Annotated in this window: 8 protein-coding genes and 1 pseudogene; 3 read left to right on the top strand and 6 right to left on the bottom strand. The window is 61.5% G+C overall.

All coding sequences use genetic code 11. From position 1 onward, the window contains the following. Window positions 1-193: pseudogene (locus H7A77_RS23855) on the top strand (adenosine deaminase); the annotation flags it as partial. Between the two features lie 6 nt (window positions 194-199). On the opposite strand, the gene H7A77_RS23860 reads toward H7A77_RS23855, so the two are convergent. The 6 genes from H7A77_RS23860 to ppk1 form a co-directional block, all read right to left on the bottom strand. Next, window positions 200-553: a DNA-binding protein gene (locus H7A77_RS23860; protein WP_033644048.1), complete on the bottom strand. Its 354-nt coding sequence runs from the start codon at window positions 551-553 to the stop codon at window positions 200-202. 195 nt (window positions 554-748) lie between these two features. After that, the gene (locus H7A77_RS23865) at window positions 749-4,078 is read right to left on the bottom strand and encodes a diguanylate cyclase (protein WP_182074738.1); all 3,330 of its coding nucleotides are present in this window, start codon (window positions 4,076-4,078) and stop codon (window positions 749-751) included. Window positions 4,079-4,263: 185 nt separating this feature from the next. Then, on the bottom strand, window positions 4,264-5,697 hold the full coding sequence (gene mgtE, locus H7A77_RS23870) for a magnesium transporter (protein ID WP_004941597.1): 1,434 nt from the start codon (window positions 5,695-5,697) through the stop codon (window positions 4,264-4,266). 103 nt (window positions 5,698-5,800) lie between these two features. Then, window positions 5,801-5,983 carry a YfgG family protein gene (locus H7A77_RS23875; protein ID WP_033644045.1) on the bottom strand — a complete coding sequence of 61 codons (183 nt, stop codon included), beginning with the start codon at window positions 5,981-5,983 and terminating at the stop codon, window positions 5,801-5,803. Window positions 5,984-6,164: 181 nt separating this feature from the next. After that, on the bottom strand, window positions 6,165-7,715 hold the full coding sequence (ppx, locus tag H7A77_RS23880; RefSeq protein ID WP_033632396.1) for an exopolyphosphatase: 1,551 nt from the start codon (window positions 7,713-7,715) through the stop codon (window positions 6,165-6,167). 10 nt (window positions 7,716-7,725) lie between these two features. After that, window positions 7,726-9,789, bottom strand: coding sequence for a polyphosphate kinase 1 (gene ppk1 / locus H7A77_RS23885; protein WP_033644044.1), 2,064 nt, complete (start codon window positions 9,787-9,789; stop codon window positions 7,726-7,728). 396 nt (window positions 9,790-10,185) lie between these two features. Here ppk1 and H7A77_RS23890 point away from each other — a divergent pair, with 396 nt between their 5' ends. Continuing rightward, window positions 10,186-12,357, top strand: coding sequence for an ABC transporter permease subunit (locus H7A77_RS23890; RefSeq protein ID WP_089192121.1), 2,172 nt, complete (start codon window positions 10,186-10,188; stop codon window positions 12,355-12,357). Continuing rightward, a complete protein-coding gene (gene pstA, locus H7A77_RS23895) occupies window positions 12,354-14,003 on the top strand; it encodes a phosphate ABC transporter permease PstA (protein WP_033644042.1) in 1,650 nt (549 codons plus the stop codon). The genes H7A77_RS23890 and pstA overlap by 4 nt, the downstream gene beginning before the upstream one ends. Window positions 14,004-14,013 lie beyond the last annotated feature (10 nt).

Raw genomic sequence — 14,013 nt, forward strand, 5'->3', positions numbered from 1 at the left:
CAGCTATATCGCGATGCGCGCCTGGTCGTGGCCGGACGTGTTCCTGGCCGGCGACTACCTGATCAAACAGCGTTTCCCCGGCATGACGCCGCGCCAGATTGAACGCTACGCCGAGCGCTGGCGCCCGTGGCGCTCTTACGCCACGCTGCATCTATGGCACAACGGCGGCTGGGCGCCGGAAGCGGAGAGTTGAACGCGGCTAGCGGGGAGACTCGATCAGCTGCAGCAGGCGGCTCATGCCTTCACGCATCAGGAACGCCAGCAGCTTTTCCCGTTCGGCCGGCGTGAGGTGATAGTAATACTCGATCCAGACCCGTACCGGATCCTGACGTTTGACGTCGTAATCCGGATGGTCGGTTTCGCGCAACGCCGACAGACTGCGCGCGCCGAACGGCAGACTGTCGATATGGTATTCCAGCGCTTTGCCCTGTACGCCGCTGCGGCGGCGACTGACCCAGCCTTCGCGCCGGGCCATCAAATTGACCCCTTGCGGGGTTGAGGGCAACCCCGCCTTACCCATCAGTTCCCTGGCGGAAAACCATTTCTTTTCCATAGTCCCTTGTCTCTGAGCCATCACCTGTCGAGGAAAATCAACGGATACGTCGATGTTCGCATGGGGATTTCATCTTACTTAATCGTTTAAGCTTCAGGTGTTATTTATATCACTAATCTTGTCTTGGTTAATATCATGTAACGAACGAGATGCGAGGCGCCGCCCGGGAGACGGCGCCTGAGAGGGGGGAGAGGGTTAACGGATGCCGAAATAGCCGTCGCTGAGCAACACCGCCAGCGGCTGCTCCAGCGCCACTTGGTCGCCGTCCGCCAGATCGACGCCAATGTCGCGCAGCGCCTGCAGCGTCACCGGCTGGTGAGCCGGTCCGGCGAAGGTCTGCGCTTTAATGCGATGCGCCGCGCCGTTGAGCATCGAGACCATCAGCTCGTCCATCTGGTTGCAGTGCACGTTGGTGATAAAGCGCTCATCGATGCGAATGATGTCGATCCGCTGGTCGCTGAGCTCATCGAACGCATTGATGTTATGCCCGAAGCCGTTGACGATCAGCCGGCAGCCCTGCTGCTGCAGTTCGCGGAGAAATGCCCGACACTGCGCGGCGTGCTCCAGTATTGCGGCCTCATCGACGCTGAACAGCAGCGCCTGCGGCGGCAGCGAGGAAGCGCGCACCGTTTCCGTCAGGTAGCGCTGGAAGTCGGCGCTCAGCAGGCTGTCGATGGCCAGCGGCAGCGCGAGCGACAGCCCTTTGCGTTTGATGTCGTCGGCATATTTCACCAGCAGTTGCGCCGCCGTCCAGCGGTCGATGTCCGGCATCAGGCCGTACAGCTGCGCGGCGGCGATGAACGCCTCGTGCGACAGCGGGCGGTCGTCCGGCGCCATCACCTGCAGCTTCACCTGGTGAAACGCGGCCGACAGCGGCGTCGCCGGCGGCGCGACCGCGTGAGTCAGCAGCCGCAGTTGCCCCTCGCTGATGATCGTCTGCACTTCCTGCAGGCTCAGCACCTCGTGCTGCCGCTCCAGCAGCTGTTTCTGCCGCGTTTCGTACAGATAAACCTGGCCGCGCCCCTGGTGCTTGGCGGTGTAGCAGGCGATATCGGCCTGCGCCAGCAGTTCGCTGCTTTTGGCGTCGGCGCTGATGCGCGTGATGCCGGCGCTGGCGCCGACGCGGTAAATCTTCCCTTCCCAGTAGAACGGGTGCTGGCTGATTTGATTAACCACTTGCTGCACCAGCGATTTGGCCTGTTCCAGCCGGCAGTCGTACAGGATCAGACCGAACTCGTCGCCGCCCAGCCGGGCCAGGCAATCGCTATGGCGCAGCTGATGCCGCATCAACTGGGCGATGTCCCGCAGCAGGGCATCGCCCGCCGCATGGCCGGCGGTGTCGTTCACCGCCTTGAACCGATCCAGATCGAGGAACACCAGCGAATGCGGCGGCGACGGTTCCCCGCCGGCGACGATCGCCGCTTTCAGCTGTTTCTCGAAGCGGGTGCGGTTCGGCAATCCGGTCAGCGCATCGTGCGAGGCGCTGTAGCTGAGTTTTTTCATCAGTTCGCGCGAGGCGGTGACGTCCTGCAGCACCATCACCGCACCCATGGTTTCCCCGTCGAGGGTTTTCAGCGGTGAGACCGACTGCTGTACGTCGAAATAACGCCCGTCGCGGCTGTGCAGCACCAGCGCATAATCCGCCGGCCATTGCCGTGGGTATTGCGTGAGGTTTTCGATTTCCGGGCCGTCTTTGCCGTTGGTCAGGCGCACCACGCCGGCGACGGGCATACCGATCGCCAATTCGAGCGGCCAGCCGCACATCTGTTCCGCCACCGGATTCATAAAGGTGATGCGCAGGTGGCTGTCGGTGGAGATCACCCCTTCGCCGATGGCGTCGAGGGTGATGTGCAGGCGCTCTTTCTCTTCGTGCAGCGCCTCGGCGAGGCTCTTGAGCTCGGTCATGTCGATATTGGTGCCGATCAGGCGCAGCGGCCGGCCCCGATCGTCGAGGATCACGTTGCCCTGGCCGCGGATATGGCGCACTTTGCCGCTGCGCGTAGTGATGCGAAACTCCATGATGAATGCCCGCGGCTGCGCCAGGATCTCGGCCAGCTCGCGATCGGTGCGCTCGCGATCTTCCGGCACCAGCAGGGTGCGCCACAACGCCAGCGTCGGCGTTTGGTCGGGGGTGAGATCGTAGAGTTCGAACATGCGCTGATCCCAGGTGAAGTTTTCCTGGCTCATCACCCATTCCCAGATGCCGACGCCGCCCACCTGGTTGGCCAGCGTGATGCGCTCCACCAACCGGTTGTTCTCCGCCTCGCTGCGCTTAAGGTCGCTGATGTCCTCCACCTGAGAGATGAAGTACAACGGCCGGCCTTCGCCGTCGCGCACCAGCGAGACCGCCAGCAGCGCCCAGACCGTCTGGCCGTCGCTGCGGATATAGCGCTTCTCCATGGTGTAGCTGCTGATATGGCCGTCGAGCAGTTCGTGCAGTTGGGTCAGGTCGGCGTTCAGATCGTCCGGGTGGGTGATCTCTTGAAAGGTCAGGTGATAAAGTCTTTCGGGCGGATAGCCGAGCAGCTTGCACAGCGCCTGGTTAACCTGCAGCCATTTGCCCTCCGGCGACACCAGCGCCATGCCGATGGCGGAATACTCCAGCGCGCTGCGAAAGCGGCTTTCGCTCTCGACGATATGTTGCTTTTCCACCCGGAAGGTGTGCATCACCATCGCCATGGCGTGCGCCGGGATCAGGATCAGCAACATCGGCAGATAGAGGCCGAGTTCGCCCAGGAAAGTGTGCTGGGAAGACTGAAGGCGCAGCAGGCCCAGCGACAGCAGGACGGTGATCAGCAAGAGAGTGCAGAAACAGACGGTGAAGGTTTCGAAGCGCGACAGCGCGATAGCCGCCCACAGCAGTGGCAGGATGACGAAGGTAAAGGGGAAGGGCAGATGCGTCAGCGCCAGATAGCTGAAGGCCAGCGAGCCCATCAGGGTCAACAGCAGCGGATACGGATTCAGCCCGGCCAACAGGCGGCGGTGATAGGTGAGCCCGAGCGGCGCCAGCGACAGCACCCCTATCGCCTCAGAGATGAACCAGGTGCCGAACGATTGCCAAAACGTTTGGTCCGGCGTGGGGGTCAGTCCGGCGGCCAGCAGCGCGCTGAACAATGGGGTAAATATCACCGCGCAGACCACGAAGCGCAGCCAACAGCCCAGATCGCTCAGCGGATCGATCGCCGGCAGCGTGCGGCGCAGCAGCAGAGCGCACACTGCCGCTTCCAGCAGGTTGATGGCGGCCAGCTTGACGGGAATGGCGCTGAGGCCGAACAGCAGGAAGCTGGCGAGCACGATGCCTGTGCCGCTGGCCAGCAGCGGTAAACCCCAATGACGCGGGGGATGGCGATACAGCACGGCGATCGCGGCGGCGGTCGGGAACCACAGCGGCGTGAAGTGATGAGCCTCACTGGATAACGACAGGCTCAGCAAGGCGAGCAAAAATGTCGCCAGCGCCACGAACAGAGAATGTGTCAGCATAACGCCTTTGTGTGTGCCGAACGCGTTCGGCGCGCTGATATCCATAGACATCCTTACCGATGACCTCTGCCTGTGATTGGATTCATGACGTGGATGAATCAAGATGATTTATTGAAAAAGGGTAGTACAGCGCGGGAGGAAAACCTACCGGGAGGGCCGACTTTACTGCGTTAGCGCAAACCCGGCGACAGAATGACGAAAAAGCCGGCGCGGAGCCGGCTTTGAGCGTCTTACAGCAGGAACAGGGTGGCGAGGCCGAGGAAGATGAAGAAGCCGCCGGTATCGGTCAGCGCGGTGATGAGCACGCTCGAGCCGACCGCCGGGTCGCGGCCCAGTTTGAGCATGGTCATCGGGATCACCACGCCCATCAGCGCCGCCAGCAGCAGGTTGAGCAGCATCGCCAACGTCATCACGCCGCCCATCGCCGCGTCGCCGTACAGCAGCCAGGTGATCACGCCCATGATGCCGCCCCACACCACGCCGTTGATGATGGCGACGCCCAGCTCTCTGAGCATCAGGCGCGAGATGTTGCCGACTTCAATCTGGTGCAGCGCCAGCGCGCGCACGATCATGGTGATGGTCTGGTTGCCGGTGTTGCCGCCGATGCCGGCGACGATCGGCATCAGCGCCGCCAGCGCTACCAGCTGGGAAATGGTGTGCTCGAACAGGCCGATCACTCGCGAGGCGATGAATGCGGTGCAGAGGTTGATCGCCAGCCAGGCCCAGCGGGTTTTGACCGCTTTGCTGACCGGGGCGAACACGTCTTCTTCCGGGCTTAAACCGCCCATGCGGCGCAGGTTGGTGTCGCTCTCTTCGTTGACGGCGTCGACGATCTCTTCGATGGTCAGGCGGCCCATCAGTTTGCCTTTGGCGTCAACCACCGGGGCGCTGATCAGGTCATAACGTTCGAACGCGCCCGCCGCTTCATCGGCCTTGTCCTCAGGCTGAAAGGTGGCGGGGTCGCTGTCCATCACTTCGCGTACCGGGATTTCCGGGTCGTTCAGCAGCACCGCGGTGAGCGGCAGTTCGCCCAGCAGGGTATTTTTGCGATCGGTGACGAACAGTTTATCGGTGGCGTCGGGAATGGTTTTGCGCATGCGCAAAAAACGGTGCACCGCGCCGAGCGTGACGTCCGGCCGCACCGTCACCAGTTCGAAATCCATCATCCAGCCGACGCTGTCTTTGGCGTACTGGCTCATCTCGCGCACCTGAGCGCGCTGCTCCGGCTCCAGCGAGGTCAGCAACCGGCCCATCAGGTTACGCGGCAGGTATTGCGCCAGATAGGCCTGTTCGTCCACGTCCAGCGTTTTGATCGCTTTGAGCAGGTCTTTATCGCTCATTTCTTCGATCAGGCTGTCCCAGACCGGTTCGGCGACTTCCACCAGCGTCTGGCCGCGCTTGCTGTTGCCCACCAGCCGCCACAGCGCCATGCGTTCGTCCTGTGGCAGCGCTTCCAGCAGGTCCGCCAGGTCGGCGGCGTGCATGTCGTCAAGCAGGCCGGTAATTTCCGCCGTTTGGTTCAGCAGTTCGCTTTGGCTGAGGGCGTGTTCATCCCCTGGCCGGCCGAGAATGCCGTCGACCAATTCCTTATTGTTCAACAACAGAGTGAGAATGCGCTGGCGGTGTTCAGCGACTTTTTTGACGTTATGGGTTGCGGCTGACATGGTGTTCCTTAACGGGCGCTCGGCGTTCCTGACGCAGGCTCATTAAAAGATAGAGCATAGCGAGTGCCGGAGTCATTTTTATGAAACGGACGGGGCGCGGCGGTTATTCAGAGGAGGCGTCCTGTTGCGGCGTGCTGACTTCGGCGGCGTTTTGCGCAGCGGCCTGCTTTTTTTCCTGATGATGAGGCACCGCCACCACGGCGGCGTACAGCAGTCGGCCGACTAAAATGATAAAGCTGATAAACAACACTATCTTCGTCATCTGTCCGGTGGTTTTCTTGCGCATATATCACCCGGTATGCCGGTGTCCTGTGTTATTCGCTCGAGAATTTGTAACCGGATTTTAGGCGCTGATGACAAAAGTTGTCCATTTTTTTCCGGCGAGCGGCGCGCCGTATTAGGGTTTCGTTTAGGTTGGCGGAGCGGGGGCGGAAAGAAAAACCCCCTGGCTGGCAGGGGGCGGGGGATCAGGCGGAGCGTTGTTCGTCTTGCGAACCTTCTTCGTCGATCAGCAGCTTCCAGCCGACGACGTCGTTCCAGTAGGCCTGCTCGCGCTCGAAGTCCAACTGCACCAGGTTGTTTTGCGCCAGGTAGCCGGCCGGGAAGCGCAGCGTCCAGTGGTTGTCGTCGGTGGTCAGGCGCAGCGTTTCCGGCGTGGTGGTCGACTGGCGTTGGTTGTTGAGCAGGGTGCTCAGACGCAGCAGCTGGATCAGCGGCAGGTAGTGTTTCTTTTTGAACAGGTTGAGGCGCGGCAGCTCTTCCAGCTTGATCGCCTTGCGGTGGAAACGCACCAACGCCGCCAACAGCAGCTGCTGTTCCTGGTTAAAGCCAGGCAGGTTGGAGTTTTGCAGAATGTAGGCCGAATGGCGATGCATGCCGCTGTGGTTGATGCTCAGCCCCACTTCGTGCAGCATGGCGGCCCATTTCAGCAGGGCTTCCAATTGCGGATGCACCAGCTTGGTGTTTTGCGCCATCCACTGCGAATAGAGCAGTTCGGTGGTTTCCAGCACTCGCTTGGCCTGTTCGCGGTCGATGTTGTAGTGATCGGCCAGGCTTTTGGCGGTGCGGCTGCGGATGTCCTGGTGGCGGAAGCGGCCTTCCATTTCATACAGCACGCCTTCGCGCAGCGCACCGTCAGACAGGCGCAGATCGCGGATCGCCAGCGCATCGAACACGCCGCACAGAATAGCCAGCCCCGGCACGAACACCGATTGGCGATCTTCCGACAGCCCCGGCAGGCTCAGTGAGCTGAAGCTTTTGAACTGCAGCACCTGTTCGGCGAGCATTTCCAGGCGTTCGAGGGTGATCAGACCGTCTTTTTCGCCCATCGCCACCAGCACTTCGTGGGCGGCCTTGATGGTGCCCGAGGCGCCCAGCGCGTACTGCCAGCCCTGAATGCGGTACTGCCAGGCCAGCGTTTCCAGCTTCTGCGCCGCCGCCAGCCGCGCGCGGCGGAAGTTGTTTTTGCTGATCTCGCCGCCGGGGAAGAACAGCTGGGCGAAGCTGACGCAGCCCATGCGGCGGCTTTCCGCCAGCAGCGGCTCGAAGTCTTCGCCGATCACCAGCTCGGTCGAGCCGCCGCCGATGTCGATCACCAGCTTGCGGCCTTTCTCCGGTTGAGTGTGCTCCACGCCCATGAAGATCAGGCGCGCTTCTTCCTGGCCGGCGATGATTTCGATCGGGTAGGGGATCACTTTGGCGGCGCGCTTGAGGAACACTTCGGCGTTCACCGCCTGGCGCAGGGTGTGGGTCCCGACAATGGTGACGTTATCCGCCGGGAAGCCCTGCAGCCGTTCGGCAAACAGCGCCAGGCAGGCCAGGCCGCGTTCTATCGCCTCTTCACTGAGTACGTTGTTGCTGTCCAATCCGTCGGCGAGGTGCACCCGCTGTTTTAAACGGCCCAATACCTGTAAGGCGCCGTTGACGACGCGGGCGATCACCATGTGGAAACTGTTCGACCCAAGGTCGATGGCGGCGATTTCCTGCGGTTTGTTCGTTGCAGTGTTTTTTAGCGGCATAGTTGCTGGCCTACTGTCCTGGTTGTTCCAGAGCTTTTAAATACTCGTAAATAGCCACCTGGGCGCGCACTTTGCGGCGGTTGCCGCGTGGCACGTACTGGTTGCTCAGTTCTTTATCCACATAACGGGCCTTGACCGTATCGCTGAACAGGATCTCCAGAATGTCCAGAACGCGCTGTTTCAGCGCCGGATCCAGCAGCGATACCGCCACTTCGATACGGTAATCTATGTTGCGGGTCATCCAGTCGGCGGAGGACAGATACACCCGTTTGTCACCTTTGTTGTCGAAAACGTAAACCCGATCGTGTTCCAAAAAGCGATCGACGATGCTGATCACCTGAATATTGTCGCTGATCCCCGGCAGGTTGGGAATCAGGGAACACATGCCCCGCACCAGCAGGCGGATCTTCACGCCGGCGCCGGACGCGGTATATAACCGATCTACCAGCCCTTTATCCACCAGATTATTTATTTTCAACATAATGCCGGCCTGTTCCCCGGCCTGGGCGTTGGCGATTTCGTTGTCGATCAGCTCATACAGCTTCAGGCGCGAGTTCTGCGGCGACACCATCAGGTTGTCGAAGGTGACCGGCCGGTAGGGGTTCTCGATAAAGTTGAACACCCGGCGCACTTCGTTGGTGATGCGCGAGTCGGCGGTCAGCAGCGAATAGTCGGTATAGATGCGCGCGGTTTTTTCGTTAAAGTTGCCGGTGCCGATATGAGCATAGCGCACAATTTCATCGCCTTCACGGCGCGAAATCAGGAACAGCTTGGCGTGGATTTTCAGCCCCGGCGCCGAGAAGATCACGTGTACGCCGGCTTCGGTCAGGCGCTTCGCCCAGTGAATGTTGGCCTCTTCGTCGAAGCGCGCCTGCAGCTCGACCACCACCGTGACCTTTTTGCCGTTGTGTGCGGCATGGATCATCGATTCGATGATGCGCGAGTCTTTCGCCACGCGGTAGATGTTGATTTTGATCGCCAGCACGCTTGGATCGAACGACGCCTGGCGCAGCAGCTCCAGCACGTGCTCGAAGGTGTGGTACGGGTAGTAGAGCAGCACGTCTTTTTCGCGAATGGCGTCGAAACCGTTGCGGAAACCGTCGAACCAGATGTGGCGCAGGCGCGGCAGCGGCTTGTTGACCAGATTGGCCTTGCCGACGTTCGGGAAGCTGATGAAGTCTTTAAAGTTGTGATAGCGGCCGCCGGCGATCACCGAATCGTAGTTGGAGATGCCCAGCTTGCCGCGCAGCAGCTCCACCATTTCGTTCGGCATGTCGCGCTGATAAACGAAGCGCACCGGTTCGGCGGTGAGGCGCTGTTTCAGGCTGGAGGACATCAGTTCCAGCAGGCTGGATTCCATTTCGGTCACCAGATCGTACTCGGCGTCGCGGGTCATCTTCATCGAATAGGCGTTGAGCGCGTCGTAGTCGAAGAAGCCTTTGAAAATCTCATCCAGGCAGTAACGCAGAATGTTGTCCAGCAGGATCATCGGCTTGCGGCGGCGCGGCGCTTCCGGCGGCAGATTGACGAAGCGCGGCACTTTGTCCGACGGGATTTCCAGCAGCGCATAGTCGGTGCGCGCGCCGCGGATAATTTCCACCGCCAGATAGGTGTAATCGTCTTTCAGGAACTGCACCAGATTGGTGTCGTGGTTGATCAGGATCGGCGTGATGTGCTGGCGCAGATGCTGTTTGAAATACTGGCGCAGCCAGATTTGCTGGTTTTCGGACACCTGGCGTTCGTTGATCAGGAAGATCTGGTTGCGCGCCATTTCCAGCAGCAGATCGTTGTACAGGCCGTCGAATTCCTGATCGGTTTTCAGCACCTTGGCTTGGATCTTTTTCAGCAGGTGGCGCGAGGCGCCGGCGGAGCCCTGCTCTTCGCTGATCAGGATGCGGCGTTTGAGATCGGCGAAGCGGACTTTATAGAACTCGTCGAGGTTGTTGGAGTAAATGCCCAGAAAACGCATTCGTTCAATCAGGGGATTGCTCTTATCTGCGGCTTCCTGCAACACGCGCTCATTAAAGGATAACCAGCTTAGTTCTTTTTCGATGTAGAGCTTTTCCTGACCCATTGCCACTCCAGTTCAATTTTAGAATAGGATCCGGGACGCAGCGCCCGGATGCCGCTCTAGTGTCCTTCATCATTATTGCGAGAGATTGACAGGAAAGTCCAACATATCCATTGCGTTGGCGCGCGGCGTTTTTCGCCGACAATAAATTTTCCCCGCGGCGGGATGCCCGGCAGTGAAACGATCAGCATGAAATGACGGTTAGCAGGCTTATTCTTGGCGTTATAAAGCGTGTTTATGGTCATTTTTCAGCAATATATCAAATTCATATTGTCTGTTGGCAGTGTAAAAAACCTGGGCTGAGTCAGGTAACTTTGTCATGCAAACGTCATAAAACTGACATAAGATGCCCGGTTATCTTACGGCGTAAGCCCGATTACATCAGCGACAGCGAGACACATGACACAGACGACGGCAAATCAACATCCCCGAGATCGCCTGCGCGGGCGCATCGACCGCGGCGTGCAGGCGGCAGTGACCGCCTGCGGGCTGATGGTGCTGATGACGTTGATGCTGATCTTCGTTTATCTGCTGTTTGCGGTGCTGCCGCTGTTCAAACCGGCCTCGCTTGGGCAAGCTCAGCCGCTGCCGATTGCGGCGTCTTCCCCGGCGCTGGCGCTGGGCATGGACGTGCAGCAGCGCGTCGGTTATCGCATCGATGCGCAGGGCACGGGGCAATTTTATCGTCTGTCGCCGGCGCCGAGCGGCCAGGCCCAGACACCGCTGGCGCAGCAAACACTGCTGGCCAAACCGGCGCTGCTCGCGCAGGCCGCCGGAGAGCGCGATCTGTTCGCGTTGGCGCAGGTCGACGGCCGGTTGGTGGTGGCGCGCGCGGATTTCGCCACGGCGGAAAACGGCCGGCCGCAGTGGCTGTTCCCGCTCGGGCAACCGCCGCTGGCGCTGGATCCGCAGCGCAAGCCGCTGAAGCTGTTGTCGCTGGCGGACGCGCATCGCGGGCAGTATCTGCTGGCCGGGGTGACCGACGATCGGCGGCTGGTGTTCGGCCGTTTCAGCCCGGATCGGCCGCCGCAGTTCAGCGAACGTCCGCTGGAACACGACGCAGAGCAGTTGGTGCTGACGCCGGATGGCCGCCAGCTTTACCTGCTGGCGGGCAACCGGCTGGCGCGTTACCAGATCGACGGCGCGCAGCTGCAACTGCGTGAAACGCGCACCTTGGGCGAACACGCCCCGTACCAGATGACGGCGCTGCCCGGCGGCAGCGCGCTGCTGATCAAGGGCGCCGACGGCAACCTGCGCGAGTGGTTCGAGGTGGAAAAAGAGCAGCGCTGGCGACTGACGCCGGTGCAGCATTTCGACCACGGCGCCGACCGGCAGGAGCTGACGGTGGCTGAACCTTATCGCCGGGTGTTCGCCACCCTGCGGCCCGATGGCGGCTTCTCGTTATTCTCCACGATCCAATCCCAACCGCTGCTGAATACCCGTTTGGGCGCCGAGGTGCGGCAAATGGCGTTCGCGCCGCGCGGCGATGGCCTGCTGCTGGAGAGCGCGCAGGGCTGGCAGCGCTATGCGCTCGACAACCCGTATCCGGACGTCACCTGGCGTTCGCTGTGGGGCAAGGTGTGGTATGAGAACTACCCGCAGCCGGCCTATGTCTGGCAGTCCACCTCCGGCGAAGACAGCTACCAACCTAAATTCAGCCTGATGCCGGTGATCTTCGGCACCTTCAAGGCGGCGGCTTACGCGATGCTGTTCGCCATCCCGCTGGCGTTGGCCGGCGCCATCTATACCGCTTACTTTATGACGCCGGGGCTGCGGCGAGTGATCAAACCGGCTATCGAAGTGATGGGCGCGCTGCCGACGGTGGTGATCGGGCTGGTGGCCGGCATCTGGCTGGCGCCGATCATCGAGCAGTATCTGTTGGCGGTGCTGGCGTTGCCGCTGCTGCTGGCGGCGGCGGTGCTGCTGTGCGGCGCGTTGACCCATCGCTTTATGCCGCGCTGCCGGCCGGGCGTCGATCTGCTGTTGCTGTTGCCGCTGCTGGCGTTGACGGTGTGGCTGGCGTTCTGCCTGGGGCCGTGGCTGGAGGTGGCGCTGTTCGGTGAGCCGCTGCATTTCTGGCTGGGGGATAATTATGACCAGCGCAATGCGCTGGTGGTGGGCGTGGCGATGGGCTTCGCGCTGGTGCCGATCATCTTCTCGTTGGCGGAGGACGCGCTGTTCAGCGTGCCGGCCACCCTGAGCCAGGGCTCTTTGGCGCTGGGCGCCACCCAATGGCAGACGGTGATCAAGGTGGTGCTGCCTTCCGCCAGCGCCGGCATTTTCTCCGCGCTGATGATCGGCTTTGGCCGCGCGGTGGGAGAAACCATGATCGTGCTGATGGCCACCGGCAACACGCCGATTATTGACGGCAGCTTGTTCCAGGGGCTGCGAGCGCTGGCGGCCAATATCGCCATCGAAATGCCGGAGGCGGTTTCCGGCAGCAGCCATTACCGCGTGCTGTTCCTGACTGCGCTGGTGCTGTTTGTCTTCACCTTCGTGTTCAACACGCTGGCGGAGGCGGTGCGCCTGCGGCTGCGCAAGCGCTACACGCCGAATCAGGAGGCGCCATGAAAAACTGGGTGAAGAGCGGGTCACCGTGGGTGTGGCTGACCGCCGGTTCGGTCGCCGTCAGCCTGCTGGCGCTGATCGGCATTTTGTTGCTGCTGGCCGGGCAGGGGATGCGTTATTTCTGGCCGAGCCCGGTTTATCAGTTCGAACTGAATCAGAACGGCGCCGGGCCGGTGACGGTGATCGGCGAGTTGTACCAGCAACAAAGCATTTCCCGGCGCCAGCTGGCTGAGGCGGGCGTCACGCCGCCGGGCGAGGCGCAGAACGTCGAACGTTATCTGATTAAGGTCGGCAACCGCGAGCGCGAGGGGCAGGATTTCCGCACCTTGCTGGCCAGCGATATCCGCAGCCAAAGCACGCCGCGCAGCCTGCTGGTGCTGGAACGCGACAGCCACGGCACCGCTTACGGCTATCTGGCGGGGCTGCTGGAAGATGGGCAACCGCTGACCGGCCGCAATCTGGGGCAGGCGTTGCAGCAGCGCCTGCCGCAAATCGCCGCGCTCTCACGCCAGGCGCACGACATTCAATTCCGCGACATGGCGCGCATCAATCAGCAGTTTGACGCGCTGCGGCTGCGGGAAAAGCGCCTGCAGCGCGACGATAAGCTGGACGCCCGCGCACAGGACGCCATCAAGGCCGAACGGCTGGAGCTGCAGCGGCAGTATCAGCTGTTGTCCGAACGTCTGGCGGGGCTGAACCGCGATCGCCAGCGCGACGCGTTGCTGCTGCGCGACATGCACGGGCAGACGTTGACCATTCCGCTCAGCCAGGTGCGCGATGCCTGGTACCCGAACGCCATGAGCACCTCCGAGAAGCTGGCGCACTGGGGCGAGCAGGTGAAGAAGTTTCTCATCGACAGCCCGCGTGAGGCGAATACCGAGGGCGGGGTGTTCCCGGCCATTTTCGGCACGGTGTTGATGGTGATCCTGATGTCGATCGTGGTGATGCCGTTTGGCGTGATCGCGGCGGTGTATCTGCACGAATATGCCGGCAACAATCTGCTGACGCGGGTGATCCGCATCGCGGTGGTCAATCTGGCCGGCGTGCCCTCGATCGTCTATGGCGTATTCGGCCTCGGCTTCTTCGTCTATATGATAGGCGGCACGCTCGATCAGCTGTTCTATCCTGAATCCCTGCCCAACCCGACCTTCGGCACGCCCGGCGTGCTGTGGGCGGCGCTGACGCTGGCGCTGCTGACGCTGCCGGTGGTGATCGTCGCCACCGAGGAAGGGTTGTCGCGCATACCCACCTCGCTGCGGCAGGGCTCGATGGCGCTGGGGGCCAGCCGGGCCGAGACGCTGTGGCGCATCGTGCTGCCAATGGCGGCGCCGGCGATGATGACCGGTCTGATCCTGGCGGTGGCGCGCGCCGCCGGGGAGACCGCGCCGCTGATGCTGGTGGGGGTCGTGAAATCGGTGCCGGTGCTGCCGGTGGACGAGATTTTCCCGTATCTGCACCTTGAGCGGAAGTTCATGCATTTGAGCTTCCAGATCTACGATATGGCATTCCAGAGCCCGAGCGTGGAGGCGGCGCGGCCGTTGGTGTTCGCCACCGCCTTCTTGCTGGTGACGATCGTGGTGAGTTTGAATCTGGCGGCGATGGGCATCCGCCATTCGCTGAGGGAGCGGTACCGAGCATGGTCGCAGTAACAATGACGCT

Source organism: Serratia sp. ME47 (assembly GCF_903970925.1).
Lineage (GTDB): Bacteria > Pseudomonadota > Gammaproteobacteria > Enterobacterales > Enterobacteriaceae > Serratia > Serratia ureilytica.

What these genes read in the sequence shown, in the direction of transcription:
- H7A77_RS23865 (WP_182074738.1), bottom strand. Translation starts at nt 4,078, where the DNA reads ATGGATATCAGCGCGCCGAACGCGTTCGGCACACACAAAGGCGTTATG.
- mgtE (WP_004941597.1), bottom strand. Translation starts at nt 5,697, where the DNA reads ATGTCAGCCGCAACCCATAACGTCAAAAAAGTCGCTGAACACCGCCAG.
- ppx (WP_033632396.1), bottom strand. Translation starts at nt 7,715, where the DNA reads ATGCCGCTAAAAAACACTGCAACGAACAAACCGCAGGAAATCGCCGCC.
- H7A77_RS23860 (WP_033644048.1), bottom strand. Translation starts at nt 553, where the DNA reads ATGGAAAAGAAATGGTTTTCCGCCAGGGAACTGATGGGTAAGGCGGGG.
- ppk1 (WP_033644044.1), bottom strand. Translation starts at nt 9,789, where the DNA reads ATGGGTCAGGAAAAGCTCTACATCGAAAAAGAACTAAGCTGGTTATCC.
- H7A77_RS23890 (WP_089192121.1), top strand. Translation starts at nt 10,186, where the DNA reads ATGACACAGACGACGGCAAATCAACATCCCCGAGATCGCCTGCGCGGG.
- H7A77_RS23875 (WP_033644045.1), bottom strand. Translation starts at nt 5,983, where the DNA reads ATGCGCAAGAAAACCACCGGACAGATGACGAAGATAGTGTTGTTTATC.
- pstA (WP_033644042.1), top strand. Translation starts at nt 12,354, where the DNA reads ATGAAAAACTGGGTGAAGAGCGGGTCACCGTGGGTGTGGCTGACCGCC.